Raw genomic sequence first — 16,388 nt, 5'->3', positions numbered from 1 at the left:
TCAAACGAGGTTGAGGCCGAGGACGAGGAGGTGGGTGAATCCGACGAGCACGACCGTCGCGGCGGCGGACACCGAGCAGAGCACGCCGATCAGGTCGTCTCGCGAGCGGAAGTACTGGCCCACTGCCCGGATCGCCAGCCAGGTCGTCGCCGCGATTGCGGGCAGCGCCGTCACGCCAAGCGTTCGACCGACCGTTCGGGTGGTGACGGTGCCGTCGAGTCCCATCCGCCACTGGATCGTCATCGCCTCCGGTAGTGACGCGTATGCGAGTGCGCTCGCGGCGAGCATCGCCGCCAGCACGCCGACCGACAGCAGGGTCGACGATCGTTCGAGCAGTCGGTGCTGTTCGTCGTTCGTCGTTGCCTCGTGGGTGCGAACTGACATACAAACGGCTTGGACCGGGAGTATCATACTACCCCGAGCACGACTTCACGAACTGAAGTACCCGAAACCGATTTATTAGCGCTGGCTGTCAGTGTTCGTATCGTGAGTGAGGAGTCGGATCTCGAAGCCATCGCCGCCCTGCTCGAAGACGAGACGGCGAGACGGATCCTCACCGAAACCAGCAGCCAACCCATGTCCGCATCAGATCTCTCCGAGCGCTGTGAGGCGTCGAAACCGACCGTGTATCGCCGGCTCGACGATCTCAGGCAGTGCGATCTGCTCGTCGAGACGACACGACCCGATCCCTCGGCCGGGCATCACCACACCGTCTACTCGACGAATCTCGATCGGATCGTCGTCGAGGTCGAGGAGGACTCGCTCCGACTGCAGATCGACCGCCGGGAAGACATGGCCGATCGGTTTACCAGACTCGTGGAGGGGATGTGAGATGTGGATAGCCCCCTCCAGGTCATTCAGGAACCACAGATTCCCGACTGGCTCCTCGCCTTCGGGCAGGTGGCGAACCTACTGAGCGGCCTGATCGGCGTGCTGATCGCCTACGTTGCCTACCGCGGCTTTCGGCGCAACGACAGCCGACCGATGCTGTACGTCGCCGCGGGCTTCGGTCTCTCGCTCGGCGTCCCGTTCGGGCTGTATCCGTTCGCCATCCTGCTGCCCGAGGGCCTCGCCCCGGCGCTGTATGTCGTCCAGATGAGCAGTCAGCTGGGTGGCCTGCTGTTGATCCTCTACGCACTCCGGATGCAACCGTGAGCTACTCGGACAGGCGGGCGTACTGCTCGGTCGTGAGTTCGATCGCCGAGGCGGCGACGTTCGCTTCGAGATGCTCGATCGAGGAGGTGCCCGGAATCGGCAGGGTCACGTCGGAGTGTTCGAGCAGCCACGCCAGCGCGATCCCATAGCGCGAGGCGTCCTGTTCGGCCGCGACGGACTCGATGACGTCGGCCTTCTCGCCGAGGTCGCCGGCCGCGAGCGGGAACCACGGAATGAATCCGATGTCGTAGTTCTCACACGCCTGCAGGACGGCCTCGTCCTCCCGGTTGGTGATGTTGTACTGGTTCTGGACCGTCGCGACGTCGACGAGTTCGCGGGCCTGATCTAGCTGTTCGACGGTCACGTTGCTGACGCCGACGTGGTTGATGTAACCATCGTCCTGTAGCTCTGCGAGCGTCGAAATCGAGTCCTCGAAGGGCGTCTCGGGATCCGGGCGGTGGTGCTGGTACAGGTCGATCTGATCGACGCCGAGCCGATCGATCGAACACAGGAGGGCGTTCCGGAGGTACTCCGGATCGCCACGCGGAAGCCACTGCCCGTCCGGCTGGCGGAGCAGGCCGCCCTTCGTCGCGACGAGCACCTCGTCACGGTACTCCGGATCCGAGAGGAGCGCCTCGCGGATCAGGCGTTCGCTGACGCCGGGGCCGTACGAATCCGCAGTGTCGATAAAGTCGACACCCAGATCGACGGCGTGGCGGAGCACTTCGTGTGCGTTCTCGACGTCGTCGGGTTCGCCGATTATATCCTCGCCAGTGATCCGCATCGCACCGTAGCCGAGCCGATGCACCGTGTCCTCGCCGCCGATCGCGAACGTGTCGCTCTGATTGTCGACCATGACAGGCGGTTCGGCGTCCCGGCAGGTATGGCTGCTGGTATCGGCGGACTGTTCGAGACGGGCAGAGCACTCAGGCCGAATCGCCGAAGGCGTCGTCCAGGTCGTCGGCGATCCCCGCAATCGCTTCGTGGGCGCGATCGACTTTTTCGGCCCCTGATAGCATCGTGATGAAGCCGTGAACCATCGACTCGTAGTTGCGATACCGGACCGACACGCCGTCGTCGACGAGCTGTTCGACGTAGACCTTCGCGCCGTCTCGCAGGGGGTCGAAGCCGGCCGTGATCACCGTCGCCGGCGGGACGTCCGAGACGTCACAGGCCATGGTCGGGTTCGCGTAGGGGTTCCGAAAGTTGATGTCACTGCCGAAGTAACACTCCCAGAACCACTCCAGATCCGCTTTCTCGAGGACGATTCCGGCATGCTCCTGGACCGACTCCTGTTCGTCCCGGACGTTGATGCCGGGATAGATGAGCACCTGATAATCTATTTCGGGCCCATCGCGCTCGGCCGCCATCAGCGACGTGACGGCCGCGAGCGCGCCACCGGCGCTGTCGCCAATAACTCCCAACTGGCCGTTCGAGTTCAGGAGCGCCTCGTTGTCGGCCGCCCACTCCGTCGCACAGTAGGCGTCCTCGACGTTCGCCGGGAACGGGTGCTCGGGTGCGAGGCGGTAGTCGACCGCCACAACCACACAGCCAGTCTCCCGGGTCAGATGGCGACAGAGCACGTCGTGGCTCTCCAGATTCCCGATGACGTGGCCGCCGCCGTGGAAGAACACCAGCGTTGGAAACGGCCCTTCGGCATCCGGTTCGTAGATTCGGATCGGCAGGTCGCCGCCGGGGCCGTCGATGGTCCGGTCGGTCGTCGCGCCGACCGCCGGCGGGTTCCTGTTCTGAAGCCAGTTCAGCCCGCGCATCACGAGGCGCATCCAGCGCACGGAGCGCCGCGGGAAGAGCAATGGCTCGATACGCTCGCGCCGGGAGAGGATCCGCTGGACCTCAGGGTCGATCTCGTCAGCTTCCATAGAGGTTCTGGGTCCGGTCGGGAGAAAAGTCCGGCGCTCAGAGTTCGACTGTCTCGCCGAGGTCCGGCGCGTGCGCCTCGATTCCGCCGCTCAGAGGTCAACCGTCGCGTCGAGGTCCGGCGCATGCGCCTCGATTCCGCCGCTCAGAGGTCAACCGTCGCGTCGAGGTCCGGCGCATGCGCCTCGATTCCATCACCCTGCAGTTCCTCGGCGAAGGCGTCACAGCGGTCGCCATGGTTGATGAGTACCGGTACGTCACGGTACTCGTCGAGGAACCCGAGCAAGCCATCGCGGTCGGCGTGTGCGGAGAAGTCGTACTGCTCGACCCGGGCACTGACCGGCATGATCCGGCCGTCGATTTCGGCGCTGCCGGTGTCCAGCAGGTCTCGGCCGGGCGTCCCCTTGACCTGATAGCCGGTCATCGTGATCTTGTTCATCGGATTCGACCGGATCTCGGGGATGTAGGTCATGGCAGGGCCGCCAGAGAGCATCCCGCTGGTGGTGATGATCGCCGCCTTCTGGTCGGTGATCCGTTTTCGCTGGCCGTCCCGACCCGTGACGAACCGTGCGTGGGATTTCGCCCGTCGGAGCGCGTCGGCATCCCGGACGAACTCGGGATGGCGCAACAGCATTCGCGTCACCTCCTTGCCCATCCCGTCGACGTAACAGGGGATATCGTGGGCCTCACAGATCAGCAGCATCTCCTGAGTGCGACCGATGGCGAACGCGGGGACGACGACGGTGCCGCCCTCCCAGAGAGTCGTCTCGACGCTCTCGGTGAACCGCTCCTCGACGACGGATCGGTTCTCGTGCTCGGCGTCGGAGTAGGTGCTTTCACAGATTACGGCGTCGGCGTCGGGCCGAGCGGTAGTCTCCGATACCAGACGCTGGCCGTTCACTGGGGAGACGCCCCCGTTCGTGCGGCCCGAGGCGGCGTCCGCACCCTGGCTGTTGCCGGTGTGAAAGTCGCCCGTGTACAGCAGTCGGGTGTCCCCGTCGTCGATCAGGACGTGGGCACTCCCCGGAATGTGTCCGGCGTTGTAGAACGTGATTTCGTAGCCGGCGGCCTCGAACGGGTCCCGGTAGCCGTGGGTTTCCGACACCTGCGTCATGCGCTGGACGTCGGTCTCGGTGAACGGGCACTGGAGGGTGCCGCCGTGCAGTTTCAGCGTATCACGTGCGAGCGTGAGCGCCAGTTCCCGCGTGGGCGGCGTCCAGTGGATCGGCGGGCGCTCAGTGCCCGACAGCAGTGCCGGGAGCGTCCCGACGTGATCGAGATGACCGTGGGAGACGACCACCGCGTCGGGCGTCGGCGTCTCGACCGGAAACTGCGGCGGGGTCTCGGTGAGCATGCCGAAATCGAGAAGCAGGGAGTCGTCGACGAGCAGGGCGCTCCGGCCGACTTCGCCCGCGCCGCCGAGAAATCGAACTTCCATCGTCGACGGCTAACCGTTCTGGCCGTTTGACCCCGTCGATCGGGTCAGTAGAGGGAGAGCTATCGACCCCCAATCGCTCTGTGCGCTCGTTCGGCGATCCGGGGGCACCCGACGGGCCGGATATTTTCCTCTCGGAAATCGTAGGCTCACTCGGAGATAGCGCATGGACGAGCACAGAAACGCGTCCGGAGAACCGTCGGATCGGGGGACTGGCCACGGTAGCGGCGGTATGCACGAAGGACACGAACAGATGTTCCGCCGACGCTTTTTCGTCTCGACGCTGCTCTCGATTCCGGTCCTCCTGTACAGCGAGACGCTCCAGGAATGGCTCGGCTTCTCGGTCCCCGCGTTCCCCGGCAGCGAGTGGATCACGCCGGTATTTTCGGTCGTCGTCTTCGCGTACGGTGGGGTCCCCTTCCTCCGGATGGCGGCCCCGGAACTCAGGGACCGAGCACCGGGGATGATGACGCTCATCTCGATGGCCATCACCGTCGCGTTCGTTTACAGTCTCGCGAGCGTGATCGTCCCGACGACATCGACGTTCTTCTGGGAACTCGTGACACTGATCGATATCATGCTGCTGGGCCACTGGATCGAGATGCGGTCGATCCGCAGGGCGTCTAGCGCCCTCGACGAGTTAGCGAAACTGCTTCCCGACACCGCCGAGCGCGTCACCGATGACAGGGATATCGAAGAGATCCCAGTGAGCGAACTGGAAGAAGGCGACCTCGTGCTCGTCCGACCGGGGGCGAACGTTCCCGCTGACGGCGTCGTCGAGGAAGGCGACTCGACCGTCAACGAGTCGATGATCACCGGCGAATCCAAACCCGTACCGAAGGAGCCAGGCGAGGAAGTGATCGGCGGTACTATAAACAGGGACGGCAGTCTCCGGGTACGGATCGACGCTACCGGCGACGACACGACGCTTGCCGGCATCATGCGCCTCGTCGAGCAGGCCCAGGAGAGCGAGTCCCGAACACAACAACTCGCCGACCGCGCGGCAGGCTGGCTGTTCTACGTCGCTCTGGCGGTGGCAGTCGTGACGGGCATCGCATGGACCGTCGCCGTCTCGTTCGGCGCCACGGTCGTCGAACGGGTCGTGACAGTCCTCGTGATCGCCTGTCCGCACGCGCTCGGGCTTGCCATCCCGCTCGTCGTCGCGATCAACACGTCGCTGGCCGCCGAAAACGGCATGTTGATTCGCGATCGGGTCGCGATGGAGCGGGCACGAGAGCTAGATACGGTCGTCTTCGACAAGACCGGGACGCTCACGAAGGGTGAGCAGGGCGTCGTCGACGCGACGACTGTTGCGGACATCGACCGGGACGAGGCGCTGGCACTCGCTGCGGCCGTGGAAGGCGATTCGGAGCACATGATCGCACAGGCGATTCGCGAGGCCGCGACCGATCGGAGTCTTGACACCCCCAGCGCCACGGAGTTCGAGGCGCTCAAGGGTCGCGGAGTGCGTGCGAGCGTCGACGGCGAGACCGTGCACGTCGGCGGGCCGAACCTGCTGTCGCATCTCGATACCGACGTCCCCGAGGAACTGACTGTCTTCGCGGACCAGGCCGGAGCGAAGGCCCAGACGGTAGTCTATCTCCTCCGGGACGAGGCTCCAGTCGCCGCATTCGCGCTCGCCGACGTCGTCCGTGAGGAGAGCTATCAGGTCGTCGACGCGCTTCACGAACTCGGTATCGAAGTCGCGATGCTGACCGGGGACTCCGAGGACGTCGCCCACGCCGTCGCCGAGGAACTGGGGATCGACACGGTGTTCGCCGAGGTGTTGCCGGAGGACAAGGACGAGACGATTACCGAACTCCAGGAGGGAGACACTCTCGTGGCGATGGTCGGCGACGGCGTCAACGATGCGCCCGCGCTGACGCGTGCGGACGTCGGGATTGCCATCGGCTCCGGGACGGACGTCGCGGTCCAGTCGGCGGACATCGTTCTGGTCCAGAACAACCCGATGGACGTCGCCCGCCTCGTGACACTGTCCCGCGCAAGCTACCGGAAGATGCAGGAGAATCTCGTCTGGGCGGCCGGCTACAACGTGGTCGCGCTCCCGCTCGCAGCGGGCGTCCTGGCTCCCGTCGGGATCTTGCTTTCACCCGCGGTCGGCGCGCTCCTGATGTCGCTCTCGACGGTGATCGTCGCGATCAACGCCCAGTTCCTCCGTCGCACCGATCTGGAACTCCCGAGTTTGCCGGGCGTATCCGCGTCGGGAGAGGCACGACCGGCCGACTGACGGGCAGACTTCCTCGCCTTTGTGGTCGGGCGGCGAGAGCGTCCGGGACATACCGAAGCGTGGGCACCGCCAGTACCGGAGAGCGCTCCGGATGCGGCGAACCACCCTCGGCAAGGCATCGCGGGCAGAACACCGTTTCAATACGCTTTTGAGTCACCGCCGATTGATTCCGGGTATGGCAAACTTTCAGGTCGTCGTCGCCGACCCCGAGACGGGTACGACGTATCAGCGTGAAGTAGACGAACAGGACGCCAACCGGTTCCTCGGCAAATCCCTCGGCGAAACCGTCGACGGCGGTGCAGTCGGCCTCGACGGCTTCGAACTCGAACTCACCGGTGGCTCCGACGACGCGGGCCGACCGATGCGAGCGGACGTCTCCGGTCCGAACCTTCGCGAAGTGCTCCTCACGGGCGGCACGGGCTACGAACCGTCGCGCCAGGGCGAGCGACGGCGCGTCACCGTTCGCGGTAGCGAGGTCAGCGATGCGGTCGCACAGATCAACGCCAAGATCAGCGAGCACGGCGACGGCGACGTCGACGAACTGCTCACCGACGAAGAGTAGGCTCTTCTCCTCTCTCGACGCCCTGTCGACCCCGTAGCCGCCGCGCTCTGCAGTTCATTGCTCAACCGACGGTCACCGACAGGGAGTTTATCAGTGATGCCGACCGAGTGATCACCGATGGCCGACCGTCTTCCCTCCGATCACGACTCGATCACGACCGTCAGAGCGACCCTGGTGCGCCGGGGTGGAACCTCCCGGGCGGCGATCGAACTGCCCGCCGAGTCGGGCGTCGAATACCCCGAAGGCGAGGTCGTTCGCGTCGTCCTCAACGGTGACGAGCGCCACGCCCGGATCACCGACTCCGCAAGCGGCCTCCGGATCCCCGGTATCTACGACGATCCCTCGTTCGCCCGCGACCCCGGCTCCGCACCGAACCGGCTCGTGGAGTGGATCGACGCCGCGGCTCTGGAACTCGGCGGCTCCGTGCTGGTCGACGAGATCGAACCGGAGTTCAAATACGGGATTCGGGAACCCGGCGACCGAGTGTTCTACGACGCGAGCGAATCGCCGGACGACAGTCTGGCGTCGATCGCAAAACGGCTCGAAGAGAACGGGTAGCCGTCCCGGAGATAATCGCTAGTCGTCCGCCGATTCGCTTTCGACGTCGGAGGTCGACTTCCCCGCGATGGCCTCGCCCAGTCCATCGACGGGCCGGTCGGGGTTGGCTTTGCGGGCTTCCTCGGTGAGACCGAGTTGGTAGTCCTCCGCTTTTTCGCGCAGACTCGTCCGGCCGCGGTGGACCGAGACGTCGTTGTTCAGGTGGAGCCGAACCGCTTCGAGCAGGGCGTCGGCTTCGAGAGGCTGACCACGCTCTCTCAGATCCTCGCGGATGGCGTCGTCGGGCACGTCGAACGCTCGCTGGGTGATGATCGGGCCCTGATCGAGATCCGTCGTGACGTAATGGCCGGTGACGCCGGCGATCCGGACGCCCTCCTGTATCGCCTGTTCGTACGCACGAGCGCCGGGGAACGAGGGGAGCAGGCTCGGGTGGATGTTGATGATCCGATCCTCGTACCGGAAGACGACGTTCGGACTGAGAATGCGCATATACCGCGCCAGTACGATCAGGTCGGCGTCGTACTCCCCGAGCAGGTCGAGCAGTTCCGCCTCGTCGGGGGTCCCTTTCTCGTCGCCGATGTCGAAAAAGGGGACGCCATACTGCTCGGCCACCGGCTGAAGGTCGTCGTGGTTGCCGATGACGACGGAGATGTCAGCGCCGAGCGTATCGTTGGCCCAGGCCTCGAACAGCGCTTCGAGACAGTGCGATTCCTTGGTGACGAGGACGGCGATCTGTTGAGTCTCCCGGTCGGCGGGGAACCGTGCCTGGACGTCGACCTCAGTTCGTCGGCGAGTTCCTGCAGGTCGTGGCGGAGCTTTTGCTCCGTACAGACCATCTCCTCGGTGTCGACGGTCATCGTCATACGGAACAGTCCGTCGCGGACGGCCTGATCCAGATCCTCGATGTTGATCCCGCGCTCGAACATCAGCGTGGTGAACTGCGCGATGAGTCCGGTGGCGTCGTCTCCGATCACCGTGATCTCTGTCAGATCGTTCGTCAACGCGACCACCTCCGGGCGGGATCAGTTGCTTCCATCAGTCGAATCCTGAGCGGCGGCGGTAAAAAGGCTTGTTTTCGCCGATTTCCCGTGCCAGAGACGCGTTCGCAGGGGCGTCGTTCCCAGCTAGCGATCGGCCGAAAGTATCCACGTTCGTGGATACGCACGGCAAGTCACAAGTGTTTTTGCGCACGGACGTCCACGTACAGCCGATGACTGCCTACACCGCCACGGTCACGGTGCGGCTCAAGCAGGGCGTGCTCGATCCAGAAGCGGAAACGACCAAACAGGCGCTCGAACGCCTCGGCTTCGAGCTGCCGAACTCCGCTCGGCGGACCGGTTCGAGATCGACCTCGATGCCGACTCCTCGGAGGAGGCCCGGGAGCGTGCCGAGGAGATGGCTGAGCGACTGCTCGCCAACCCGACGATCCACGACTACGACGTCGGCGTCGACGAACGATGACGGTCTCAGTCCCTATCACCGAGCCCGTCTCTCCCACTCGAAGGTGGTCGTTGTGACTGTCTCAGTGATCAGATTCGGCGGCTCGAACTGCGACCGGGACGCCATCCGGGCGCTCGATCATCTCGACGTCGACGCCGAAATCGTCTGGCACGAGGACGGCCTGCCCGAGGAGACGGAGGGCATCGTTCTCCCCGGCGGCTTCTCGTACGGCGACTACCTGCGAGCGGGAGCGATGGCCGCTCGCTCGCCGATCATGGACGACGTCCGGGCGGCCGCCGACGAGGGCACACCCGTCCTTGGCGTCTGCAACGGCGCACAGATCGGCTCCGAGTCGAGCCTCACCGCCGGCGCGTTCACCACCAACGAGAGCGCGCGGTTCCAGTGCGAACACGTCTATCTGCGCGTCGAGAACGCCGACACGCCGTGGACCGAGGCCTACGAGGAGGGTGACGTGATCGAGATTCCCATCGCCCACGGCGAGGGTCGCTTCGAGATCACCGACGACCGCCTCGACAACCTGCGCGAGACCGACCGCGTGCTCTTCCGGTACTGCGACGAAGATGGCAACGTGACCGCGGCGGCGAACCCGAACGGTTCGAAAGACAACGTCGCCGGCATCCTCGGCGAGGACGACCACGTCGCCGTGTTGATGCCCCATCCCGAGCGCGCGACGCTGCCTGACGTCGGGGCGACCGACGGACAGGGCGTTCTACAGGGCTTTTCGAGTACGTAACAGAGCGGGCCAGTTCACCGTGCGTCGTCGAGGGCGACCGCGGTACACACGTCCGCCGTGATCCACTCGGTTGTGATGCGTTCCGCACCGGGGCTGAAAAGCGTCAGTTCGTTCGGATCAACTGTGTTATCGTGCAGGAATTCTACCGAAGTGCTACCGATTTCTTCTGGAATATTCGTCTCCGGTTCCGAATCGTGTTCCCGTACGCTCATATATACGATATATGTTCAATACCGTATAAGCGTTCTGTCCTTATATCCATACATTCCTAAAACACTCTCCCGCCAGCATATTAATCGCTGTCCGGTGTCGCCCCCCGTAGAGGTGACAGGCTGCGGGATGGTGCTCGTCCTGTAGCTGTGGCGTGGTCGTCTCGCAGACGCTCTCGTAGTGCTCCCGGAGCAGTGTCTCGGCCGCGTCCCACTCCTCGTCGGCGAGGTGGGTAAACGCCTGCTCGACGCGCGAGCGGTGGGGTTCGGACAGTGAGACGTCGAGCAGTCGGTCCGCGAGACGGTCGAAGAACTCCTGACGGTGTCGCTCGCGATTCGCTTCACTCCCTTCGGCCTCGATCCGCTCGCGGACGTTCATCACCGCCCGGAACTCCGCTTACTCGATGGCGACGTCGTCGGCGGTCAGGTCGTCGCCGTTGTAGAACACCACGTCGTCCCGTCTCCCTGGGCCTCCCAGTCCTCGACGACCCGTGCGAAGATCCCTTCGCCGAGCTCGAAGTCGAACAACGGCTCGTAGATGTGGTCGTACACGTCGAAGTAGTCCCCCGTAATGTGATCGAGCGGATCGATGGTGTCGGGGAACTGCGAGAGTGTAACAACGAACTCCACCTCTTCCTCGGGGTCCTCGGCCAGACAGCCCGCGACACTCGGGAGTGTCCCTGCTGCTACCCCGGATTTCAGAAACGCACGCCGGTCGAGACGACCAATACCGTGTGGCATATTTCTGTATCCGAGATTGATAATAGATGGCTAATTATCAGGTAGTAGTGAGTTATAACAGAAATCTATTATTTGAGAAATATACTTGCTGGTTAGATTGGTAGCAGCAGATAAAATAAGGTACGTACCAGTCAGTCGAAAATCATTTACTGGCAGGCGACACCGACAGGTCGGTCAAACATTAAAGACAGTGGCGGGCATTGCTCAAGCCAGACCGAGAGCTGTCACATGTCAGATAAAACCACGGCCATGGTCGTCGGACGGCCGGAGGCCGTCCGAGACAGGATCGAACACGCTCTAGAGACGTCCGCACTCGCGGTCGTCACCGACGACGGGTCGAATCTCCGTTCGCTGCTCGCGTCGACACGGATCGACTGCATAGTCAGTACGGCGGACACGGACAGTGGCAACTGGCAGCCCCCATTCGAGGCGAGTTGTCCGCGCCCTTTCGTGCTCTGTGCCCCGGACGACGATATCGACCTGGCCGCCGCACTCAACGCCGGCGTCGACGGTTACGTGAGTCCGGAAGAGATAGACACCGAACTCGTCGAGCGTGTCCGGGCCGCCGTCGACGCAGCACCGGAACTGGGCACCGGCGAGCGGAAGCGGGAACTCGAACGGCGCGACCTGATCGTCGAGACTGTCGGCGACGGGGTCTACTCGCTCGACACTGACGGCTGCTACACGATGTTGAACGAGGCCATCGCCTCGATGACGGGTTACTCCCGCGAGGAACTGCTCGGCTCGCACGTCTCGCGGCTCATGTCCGACGAGGATATCGAGCGAGGACGAAAGCTCATCCAGCAGATGCTCGACGAGGACGGCCCCGACGTGCAGAGCTACGAGGTCGAACTGATCCAGAGCGACGGCGAGCGGATCCCCTGCGAGGTGATCATGTCGCTGCTCCCCGGAGAAAAACGCTTTAACGGAACTGTCGGGTCGGTCCGTGACATCAGCGAACAAAAGCGCATGGAGGAGGAACTCCGCGAGCGGAAACGAAACGTCGAAAGCGTCCACAGGGCCGCCACGCAGTTAGAGAACACCCGGACCGCCGAGACGATCGACGACATCGCGCTCGACGCCGTCCTCGACGTGCTAGAAGTGGACGTCTGCTGTCTGCAGACCACCGACGACAGTGAGACCCGCTGGCACGCCCCAGCGGCTACAATCGACGGTGAGGAGTATCCCGCGGACGCTCTGGACGAGCAGATCCACGAGCGAACGGTTCGGGGGACAAGACGTTCATCGTCGACGACCTCCACGAGCGCCGCCGACCGGCACAGCAGACCGCGATTCGATCCCTGCTCAGCGTTCCGGTCGGCGACAGCGGCGTGTTTCAGGCAGGGACGACCACCCCCGACGCGTTCAAATACGACGACGCGGAGATAGCGGAACTGCTCTTCGCGCACGTCGCCAATGCCGTCGAGCGGATCGACGTCGAGGCGAGGCTCGTGGACGAGCGGGACCGCTTCGCCGCCCTCTTCGAGAACGTTCCCGATCCGGTCGTGAGCGTCCGATACGAGGGCGACGTTCCCATCGTTCTCAAAGCCAACCCCGCCTTCGAGCGAACGTTCGGCTACGACATCGACCAACTTCGCGGGGAGTCCCTCGACGCGTTCGTCGTCCCGCCAGAGAGTGTCGAGCGGGCGGCCGAACTCAACGAACGCGGACGGCAGGGCCAACTCGTCGAAACCGAAGTCGAACGCCAGACTGCGAGCGGTCGGCGGAAGTTCCGCCTGACAGTCGTCCCCGTCGATCTGGGCGAAGACAGTCCGATCACCTACGGCGTCTACACGGACATAACCGATCAGAAACGACAGCGACAGCGTGTCGAGGTGCTGAATCGAGTACTCCGACACGACCTGCGCAACGGAATGAATATCGTCAAAGGCTGTGCCGAGATGCTGGAGTCAGCCGACGGCGACGGCCACGAGTACGCGAAGACGATCCAGCGACGCGCCGACGAACTGATCTCGCTCGCCGAAAAGACCCGTGCTGTGGAACAGACGCTCGAACGGGACGAGGGACAACTGGGTTCGGTCGACGTCGTCGAAACGGTGCAAACAACGGCCGGCTCTATCGAAGGGAAACACGACAGTGTGGAGCTGTCGCTATCGATACCCGACAGCGCGCACGCGAGAGCGGACGACATGCTCCGGACGGCGATCCGTCACGTTCTCGACAACGCCATCGTCCACAACGAGGGAGTAGCAAGCGTCTCTGTGGACGTCTCGACGGACGACCAGTACGTGACAGTTACTATCGAGGACGACGGTCCCGGCATCCCGAGGGCGGAATGGGAACTCCTCGATGATGACAGAGAGATCACGCAGTTACGCCATGCGAGCGGGCTTGGGCTGTGGCTCGTGAACTGGGTCGTCACGCAGTCGGGGGTACCCTCTCGTTCGAGACGGACGGCGTCGACGGCACCCGCGTGATCATCGCTGTCCCGCGGGCGCTGGCGGACGAGGAACTCGAAGCCCAGTAGCTGTACCGAAAACTGGTACTGTTCAGTAGCGATGGCGCGAGCAGTCGCTACTGGCGGACCTCTGCTGGCGAGTCGGTCGTGATCCAGCGATCAGTCTCGGTGCCGTCGCGGAGTTCGAGTTCGCCGTCCGGGTGATACACCATCTCTGGCTCGCCGTTCTCCAGGTCTGACTCCGATTCGGTCATTGCGCTCCCCCTCGTAGCACGTTTCACACTCCATTATCGGGGGTATTCAGTACACGCCGCATACCTGATCGAACGAGGAGCGTACTCTCCAGCAGTGACCGTTTGGGTGGCCGTAGTCACCGGATACTCGATGCCCTACCGCGTGAGCGGACCGTTGTACAGCGTCTCCCGCTCGACGACGGCGTCCCAGGTTCGCTCACAGTCACAGGTCACCTGCTCGAAGACGCTCGGGTCCTGCCGGAGGTCGAAGTCCTTGATAGCGCGCTGGACACGGTCGTCGCAGTCCCCGCAGTTGTGCGGGCCGCGGTCGCTCCCGTGGCCGACCGGGTCCGAGACGACGATTGCGTCGGCGTCGGCCGTCTCTTCGAGGACGTGTGCGACGCTCCAGAGCCACGGCGGCCGGTAGCCGCCGCGGAAGTGGAGTTCGTCGACCATGGTGTAGCGCTGGACGTTACACGGGTTCATCGAGACGGTGTGGGCGTACTCGGCGCACTTCTCGACCGATCGGATCATGTCCTCGATGGCTTCGGACTCCGAGAGGAACGGCGGCTTCATCAGCAGATATGCTTTGATGCCCGCGCCCGCCGCCTCGGCCATCTCGCTGGCCTCGATGAACTGCTCGAACTCGAAGTACTTGTTCACGCAGTCCCGGCGCACTCGGTCGGTTCCCGTTTCGAGACCGACTGCGATATCCGTCTTCAGACCCTGTTCGGTGAAATCTTCGATCTTCTCGCGCTCGACGAAGTCGGGCAGGCTCTCGACGACGATCCGGTCCCGATCCGCAAAGGTCTCGGCGATGCCCTGGCGCGTCTCCGCCGGGACCTCGCGCTCGTCGAGGAACGATCCGCTCGTGTAGATCTTGATCAGTCCCGACTTCTCCTCGGCCTCGCTCGCCTCGTGATCGAGGCAGACGTCGATCTGGTCCATCAGCGCGTCGTGGCTCACACTGCCCCCTCGACGCTCTCGGCGACGTAGCCACACATCGTACAGCCACCGGCCCGCGCCCACCGACAGCCGCCAGTGTTGAGAATGATCGTCAGGCTCTGGTAGACGCCGTCGGGCGTGTTGTCCTCGTCGATCCAGACCCGGGTCGGTTCGTGTGGGTCGTAGGTCGCGTCTTTCTCCGAGCGGATCTCCCGCATCACCTTGTTGTGGGCGTCCATGCCCTTCCCCTGCTCGTAGACTTCGGGGCTCGGCTTGCTCATTGAGGGATCGTAGCGGTGCAGGCGGTAAATCGGCTTCGGCTTGGCGAGTCACGGGGGCACCGACGAACCGTTCGACTCCGACAGCACGGCCTGTCAGGAATAGTGATAAGTTACAACGGCCGTTGTTACCAGCAGTCAAAAAACGGAACTGTTTTTTCCGCCCCGGGCGCACATCAGTGTATGAGAGATGAGACGATCGGCGGTTCCAGGGAGACGTCGACGCCCTGCTGGACCCGAGAGCAGGCGGCAGGAATCAAGCGATCGGACGCGACGGTCGCACCGATCGTCTACCCACCCGAGCAGGAGACCGACGACGACGTCCACATCTGGGATACGTGGCTACTCCGCAATCGTGACGGTTCGATCGCCGAAATCGACGGCTATCGCGTCATCTTCTCGCTGTCCGCGTCCAAAGAGCTACTGCCCGGCAAGCGCCACGACGTGGCGACGATCCGGTACTTCTACTCGGAGGACGGGAAGACGTGGACCTGCGGTGGCCCTGTCTTCGACGGCGATGCCTTCGGCTCCCGGCAGTGGGCCGGGTCCGCGCTCTACGACGACGATGGCACCGTTTACGTCTACTACACGGCCGCGGGCTACCGCGACGAAGCGGAACTGAGCTACCAGCAGCGCATCGCGGTCGGCGCGGGCGGAGCGGTCACCACCGATGCCGACGGCCTCTCCGTCGACGGACCGTGGTCCCACGAGATCCTGCTCGAACCGGACGGCGAGTTCTACGAGCGCGAAGAGCAGTCCCGCGGCATGATCTACACCTTCCGCGACCCGTGGTTCTTCGAGGATCCGGCGACCGGCGAGACGTGTCTTCTCTTCGAGGCGAACACGCCCGTCTCCGAGAGCGACAACCCCTACGACTGCGATGCCGTCCACGAGGAGTTCAACGGGAGCGTCGGCCTCGCCGTCTCGACGACCGGTGATCCGACCGACTGGGAACTCCAGGAACCGTTGCTCGAAAGCGTCGCGACGAATCAGGAACTCGAACGCCCACACATGATCGTCCGCGATGGCTCGTACTACCTGTTCGTCTCCAGTCACAAGCACACGTTCGCCCCCGGACTGGAGGGACACGACGCCCTCTACGGGTTCGTCGCCGACTCGCTTCGCGGCGAGTTCGAGCCGTTGAACGGCTCCGGGCTGGTCGCGACCAACCCCGCGAGCGCGCCGTTCCAGACCTACTCGTGGCTCGCCTATCCGCACAGCGAGGAGCTACTGGTCAGCAGTTTCTTCAACTACTACGACCTTCGCGGACTCTCCCTCGACGACGTCGCCGGGCTTCCGCCCGTCGAACAGCAGCGTCGCTTCGGTGGCACGCTCGCCCCGACGCTCCGGATCGAACTCGACGGGGCGGAGACGCGAATCCTCGGCGCGCTGGAGCACGGCCACCTCCCCTGAAGCGCGAGGCGCTCCCGAGGCTTCTCACCGAGTACCGGCTCTCGGCCGACGACGGCGGCGAGTACTGACCCACCTGGTCCCCCACCCCAACTTCGTATCAGCCTACCCGTATAATCAAAA

The 16,388-nt window shown here is 64.0% G+C and carries 16 protein-coding genes and 4 pseudogenes; 10 read left to right on the top strand and 10 right to left on the bottom strand.

The window, feature by feature from the left end; all coding sequences use genetic code 11:
• Positions 1-384 (bottom strand): hypothetical protein, encoded by a 384-nt coding sequence (locus ACFQH2_RS04875; protein WP_377051488.1) that lies wholly within the window; start codon positions 382-384, stop codon positions 1-3.
• 102 nt (positions 385-486) lie between these two features.
• Between ACFQH2_RS04875 and ACFQH2_RS04870 the strand changes: the two genes are divergently transcribed.
• Positions 487-831, top strand: coding sequence for a helix-turn-helix domain-containing protein (locus ACFQH2_RS04870; RefSeq protein ID WP_377051486.1), 345 nt, complete (start codon positions 487-489; stop codon positions 829-831).
• A gap of 3 nt (positions 832-834) precedes the next feature.
• Positions 835-1,155 (top strand): DUF7521 family protein, encoded by a 321-nt coding sequence (locus tag ACFQH2_RS04865; protein WP_377076498.1) that lies wholly within the window; start codon positions 835-837, stop codon positions 1,153-1,155.
• 1 nt (position 1,156) lies between these two features.
• On the opposite strand, the gene ACFQH2_RS04860 is transcribed toward ACFQH2_RS04865, so the two are convergent.
• The 3 genes from ACFQH2_RS04860 to ACFQH2_RS04850 all read right to left on the bottom strand — a co-directional run bounded on the left by ACFQH2_RS04860 (position 1,157) and on the right by ACFQH2_RS04850 (position 4,471).
• Positions 1,157-2,011 carry an aldo/keto reductase gene (locus ACFQH2_RS04860; protein WP_377051482.1) on the bottom strand — a complete coding sequence of 285 codons (855 nt, stop codon included), beginning with the start codon at positions 2,009-2,011 and terminating at the stop codon, positions 1,157-1,159.
• A gap of 70 nt (positions 2,012-2,081) precedes the next feature.
• Entirely contained in the window at positions 2,082-3,035 is a 954-nt protein-coding gene (locus ACFQH2_RS04855; RefSeq protein ID WP_377051480.1) for an alpha/beta hydrolase, read from the bottom strand.
• Between the two features lie 143 nt (positions 3,036-3,178).
• Entirely contained in the window at positions 3,179-4,471 is a 1,293-nt protein-coding gene (locus ACFQH2_RS04850; RefSeq protein ID WP_377051478.1) for an MBL fold metallo-hydrolase, read from the bottom strand.
• Between the two features lie 229 nt (positions 4,472-4,700).
• On the opposite strand from ACFQH2_RS04850, the gene ACFQH2_RS04845 reads away from it, so the two are divergent.
• From ACFQH2_RS04845 to ACFQH2_RS04835, 3 genes are all read left to right on the top strand, one after another.
• Positions 4,701-6,716 (top strand): copper-translocating P-type ATPase, encoded by a 2,016-nt coding sequence (locus ACFQH2_RS04845; RefSeq protein WP_377057000.1) that lies wholly within the window; start codon positions 4,701-4,703, stop codon positions 6,714-6,716.
• A gap of 175 nt (positions 6,717-6,891) precedes the next feature.
• Positions 6,892-7,278, top strand: a complete 387-nt coding sequence (locus ACFQH2_RS04840; protein ID WP_377051476.1) for a 30S ribosomal protein S6e — start codon at positions 6,892-6,894, stop codon at positions 7,276-7,278.
• 117 nt (positions 7,279-7,395) lie between these two features.
• Positions 7,396-7,836, top strand: coding sequence for a DUF7112 family protein (locus tag ACFQH2_RS04835; protein ID WP_377051474.1), 441 nt, complete (start codon positions 7,396-7,398; stop codon positions 7,834-7,836).
• A gap of 18 nt (positions 7,837-7,854) precedes the next feature.
• On the opposite strand, the pseudogene ACFQH2_RS04830 reads toward ACFQH2_RS04835, so the two are convergent.
• Positions 7,855-8,837: pseudogene (locus ACFQH2_RS04830) on the bottom strand (formyltetrahydrofolate deformylase).
• Positions 8,838-9,046: 209 nt separating this feature from the next.
• Between ACFQH2_RS04830 and purS the strand changes: the two are divergent.
• Positions 9,047-9,297 (top strand): annotated as a pseudogene (gene purS / locus ACFQH2_RS04825) (phosphoribosylformylglycinamidine synthase subunit PurS).
• A gap of 52 nt (positions 9,298-9,349) precedes the next feature.
• Complete coding sequence (gene purQ / locus ACFQH2_RS04820; RefSeq protein ID WP_377051468.1) at positions 9,350-10,030, top strand: phosphoribosylformylglycinamidine synthase I; 681 nt, start codon at positions 9,350-9,352, stop codon at positions 10,028-10,030.
• A 14-nt stretch (positions 10,031-10,044) separates the two neighbouring features.
• Here the strand turns inward: purQ and ACFQH2_RS04815 are convergent, their stop codons facing one another.
• The 3 genes and pseudogenes from ACFQH2_RS04815 to ACFQH2_RS04805 all read right to left on the bottom strand — a co-directional run.
• Positions 10,045-10,242 carry a hypothetical protein gene (locus ACFQH2_RS04815; protein ID WP_377051466.1) on the bottom strand — a complete coding sequence of 66 codons (198 nt, stop codon included), beginning with the start codon at positions 10,240-10,242 and terminating at the stop codon, positions 10,045-10,047.
• Positions 10,243-10,282: 40 nt separating this feature from the next.
• Complete coding sequence (locus ACFQH2_RS04810; RefSeq protein WP_377076497.1) at positions 10,283-10,618, bottom strand: hypothetical protein; 336 nt, start codon at positions 10,616-10,618, stop codon at positions 10,283-10,285.
• Between the two features lie 27 nt (positions 10,619-10,645).
• Positions 10,646-10,980, bottom strand: a pseudogene (locus tag ACFQH2_RS04805) (peptide ABC transporter substrate-binding protein); the annotation flags it as partial.
• A gap of 228 nt (positions 10,981-11,208) precedes the next feature.
• On the opposite strand from ACFQH2_RS04805, the gene ACFQH2_RS04800 reads away from it, so the two are divergent.
• Positions 11,209-12,369: a PAS domain S-box protein gene (locus ACFQH2_RS04800; RefSeq protein WP_377076496.1), complete on the top strand. Its 1,161-nt coding sequence runs from the start codon at positions 11,209-11,211 to the stop codon at positions 12,367-12,369.
• Positions 12,312-13,418 carry a PAS domain S-box protein gene (locus tag ACFQH2_RS04795; RefSeq protein WP_377076495.1) on the top strand — a complete coding sequence of 369 codons (1,107 nt, stop codon included), beginning with the start codon at positions 12,312-12,314 and terminating at the stop codon, positions 13,416-13,418. Before ACFQH2_RS04800 ends, ACFQH2_RS04795 begins: the two co-directional genes overlap by 58 nt.
• A 97-nt stretch (positions 13,419-13,515) precedes the next feature.
• Here ACFQH2_RS04795 and ACFQH2_RS04790 read toward each other — a convergent pair whose 3' ends face one another.
• Together ACFQH2_RS04790 and ACFQH2_RS04785 are read right to left on the bottom strand one after the other, a co-directional pair.
• Positions 13,516-13,653, bottom strand: a complete 138-nt coding sequence (locus ACFQH2_RS04790; protein WP_377051460.1) for a hypothetical protein — start codon at positions 13,651-13,653, stop codon at positions 13,516-13,518.
• 135 nt (positions 13,654-13,788) lie between these two features.
• Positions 13,789-14,858, bottom strand: a pseudogene (locus tag ACFQH2_RS04785) (archaeosine biosynthesis radical SAM protein RaSEA).
• Positions 14,859-15,038: 180 nt separating this feature from the next.
• On the opposite strand from ACFQH2_RS04785, the gene ACFQH2_RS04780 reads away from it, so the two are divergent.
• Entirely contained in the window at positions 15,039-16,268 is a 1,230-nt protein-coding gene (locus ACFQH2_RS04780; RefSeq protein WP_377076494.1) for a glycoside hydrolase family 68 protein, read from the top strand.
• Positions 16,269-16,388 lie beyond the last annotated feature (120 nt).

This window comes from Natronoarchaeum sp. GCM10025703 (assembly GCF_042661985.1).
In the GTDB taxonomy this organism is placed as follows: domain Archaea; phylum Halobacteriota; class Halobacteria; order Halobacteriales; family Natronoarchaeaceae; genus Natranaeroarchaeum.
Note: the sequence above shows the minus strand (reverse complement) of the source record. Positions and strands in the feature narration are given on the sequence as shown.

Bases quoted from the DNA above. Each gene is read 5' to 3' on its own strand.
- ACFQH2_RS04840 (WP_377051476.1), top strand. From the start codon at position 6,892: ATGGCAAACTTTCAGGTCGTCGTCGCCGACCCCGAGACGGGTACGACG.
- ACFQH2_RS04860 (WP_377051482.1), bottom strand. From the start codon at position 2,011: ATGGTCGACAATCAGAGCGACACGTTCGCGATCGGCGGCGAGGACACG.
- ACFQH2_RS04790 (WP_377051460.1), bottom strand. From the start codon at position 13,653: ATGACCGAATCGGAGTCAGACCTGGAGAACGGCGAGCCAGAGATGGTG.
- ACFQH2_RS04800 (WP_377076496.1), top strand. From the start codon at position 11,209: ATGTCAGATAAAACCACGGCCATGGTCGTCGGACGGCCGGAGGCCGTC.
- ACFQH2_RS04835 (WP_377051474.1), top strand. From the start codon at position 7,396: ATGGCCGACCGTCTTCCCTCCGATCACGACTCGATCACGACCGTCAGA.
- ACFQH2_RS04810 (WP_377076497.1), bottom strand. From the start codon at position 10,618: ATGAACGTCCGCGAGCGGATCGAGGCCGAAGGGAGTGAAGCGAATCGC.
- ACFQH2_RS04780 (WP_377076494.1), top strand. From the start codon at position 15,039: ATGAGAGATGAGACGATCGGCGGTTCCAGGGAGACGTCGACGCCCTGC.
- ACFQH2_RS04875 (WP_377051488.1), bottom strand. From the start codon at position 384: ATGTCAGTTCGCACCCACGAGGCAACGACGAACGACGAACAGCACCGA.
- ACFQH2_RS04850 (WP_377051478.1), bottom strand. From the start codon at position 4,471: ATGGAAGTTCGATTTCTCGGCGGCGCGGGCGAAGTCGGCCGGAGCGCC.
- ACFQH2_RS04855 (WP_377051480.1), bottom strand. From the start codon at position 3,035: ATGGAAGCTGACGAGATCGACCCTGAGGTCCAGCGGATCCTCTCCCGG.
- ACFQH2_RS04815 (WP_377051466.1), bottom strand. From the start codon at position 10,242: ATGAGCGTACGGGAACACGATTCGGAACCGGAGACGAATATTCCAGAA.
- ACFQH2_RS04845 (WP_377057000.1), top strand. From the start codon at position 4,701: ATGCACGAAGGACACGAACAGATGTTCCGCCGACGCTTTTTCGTCTCG.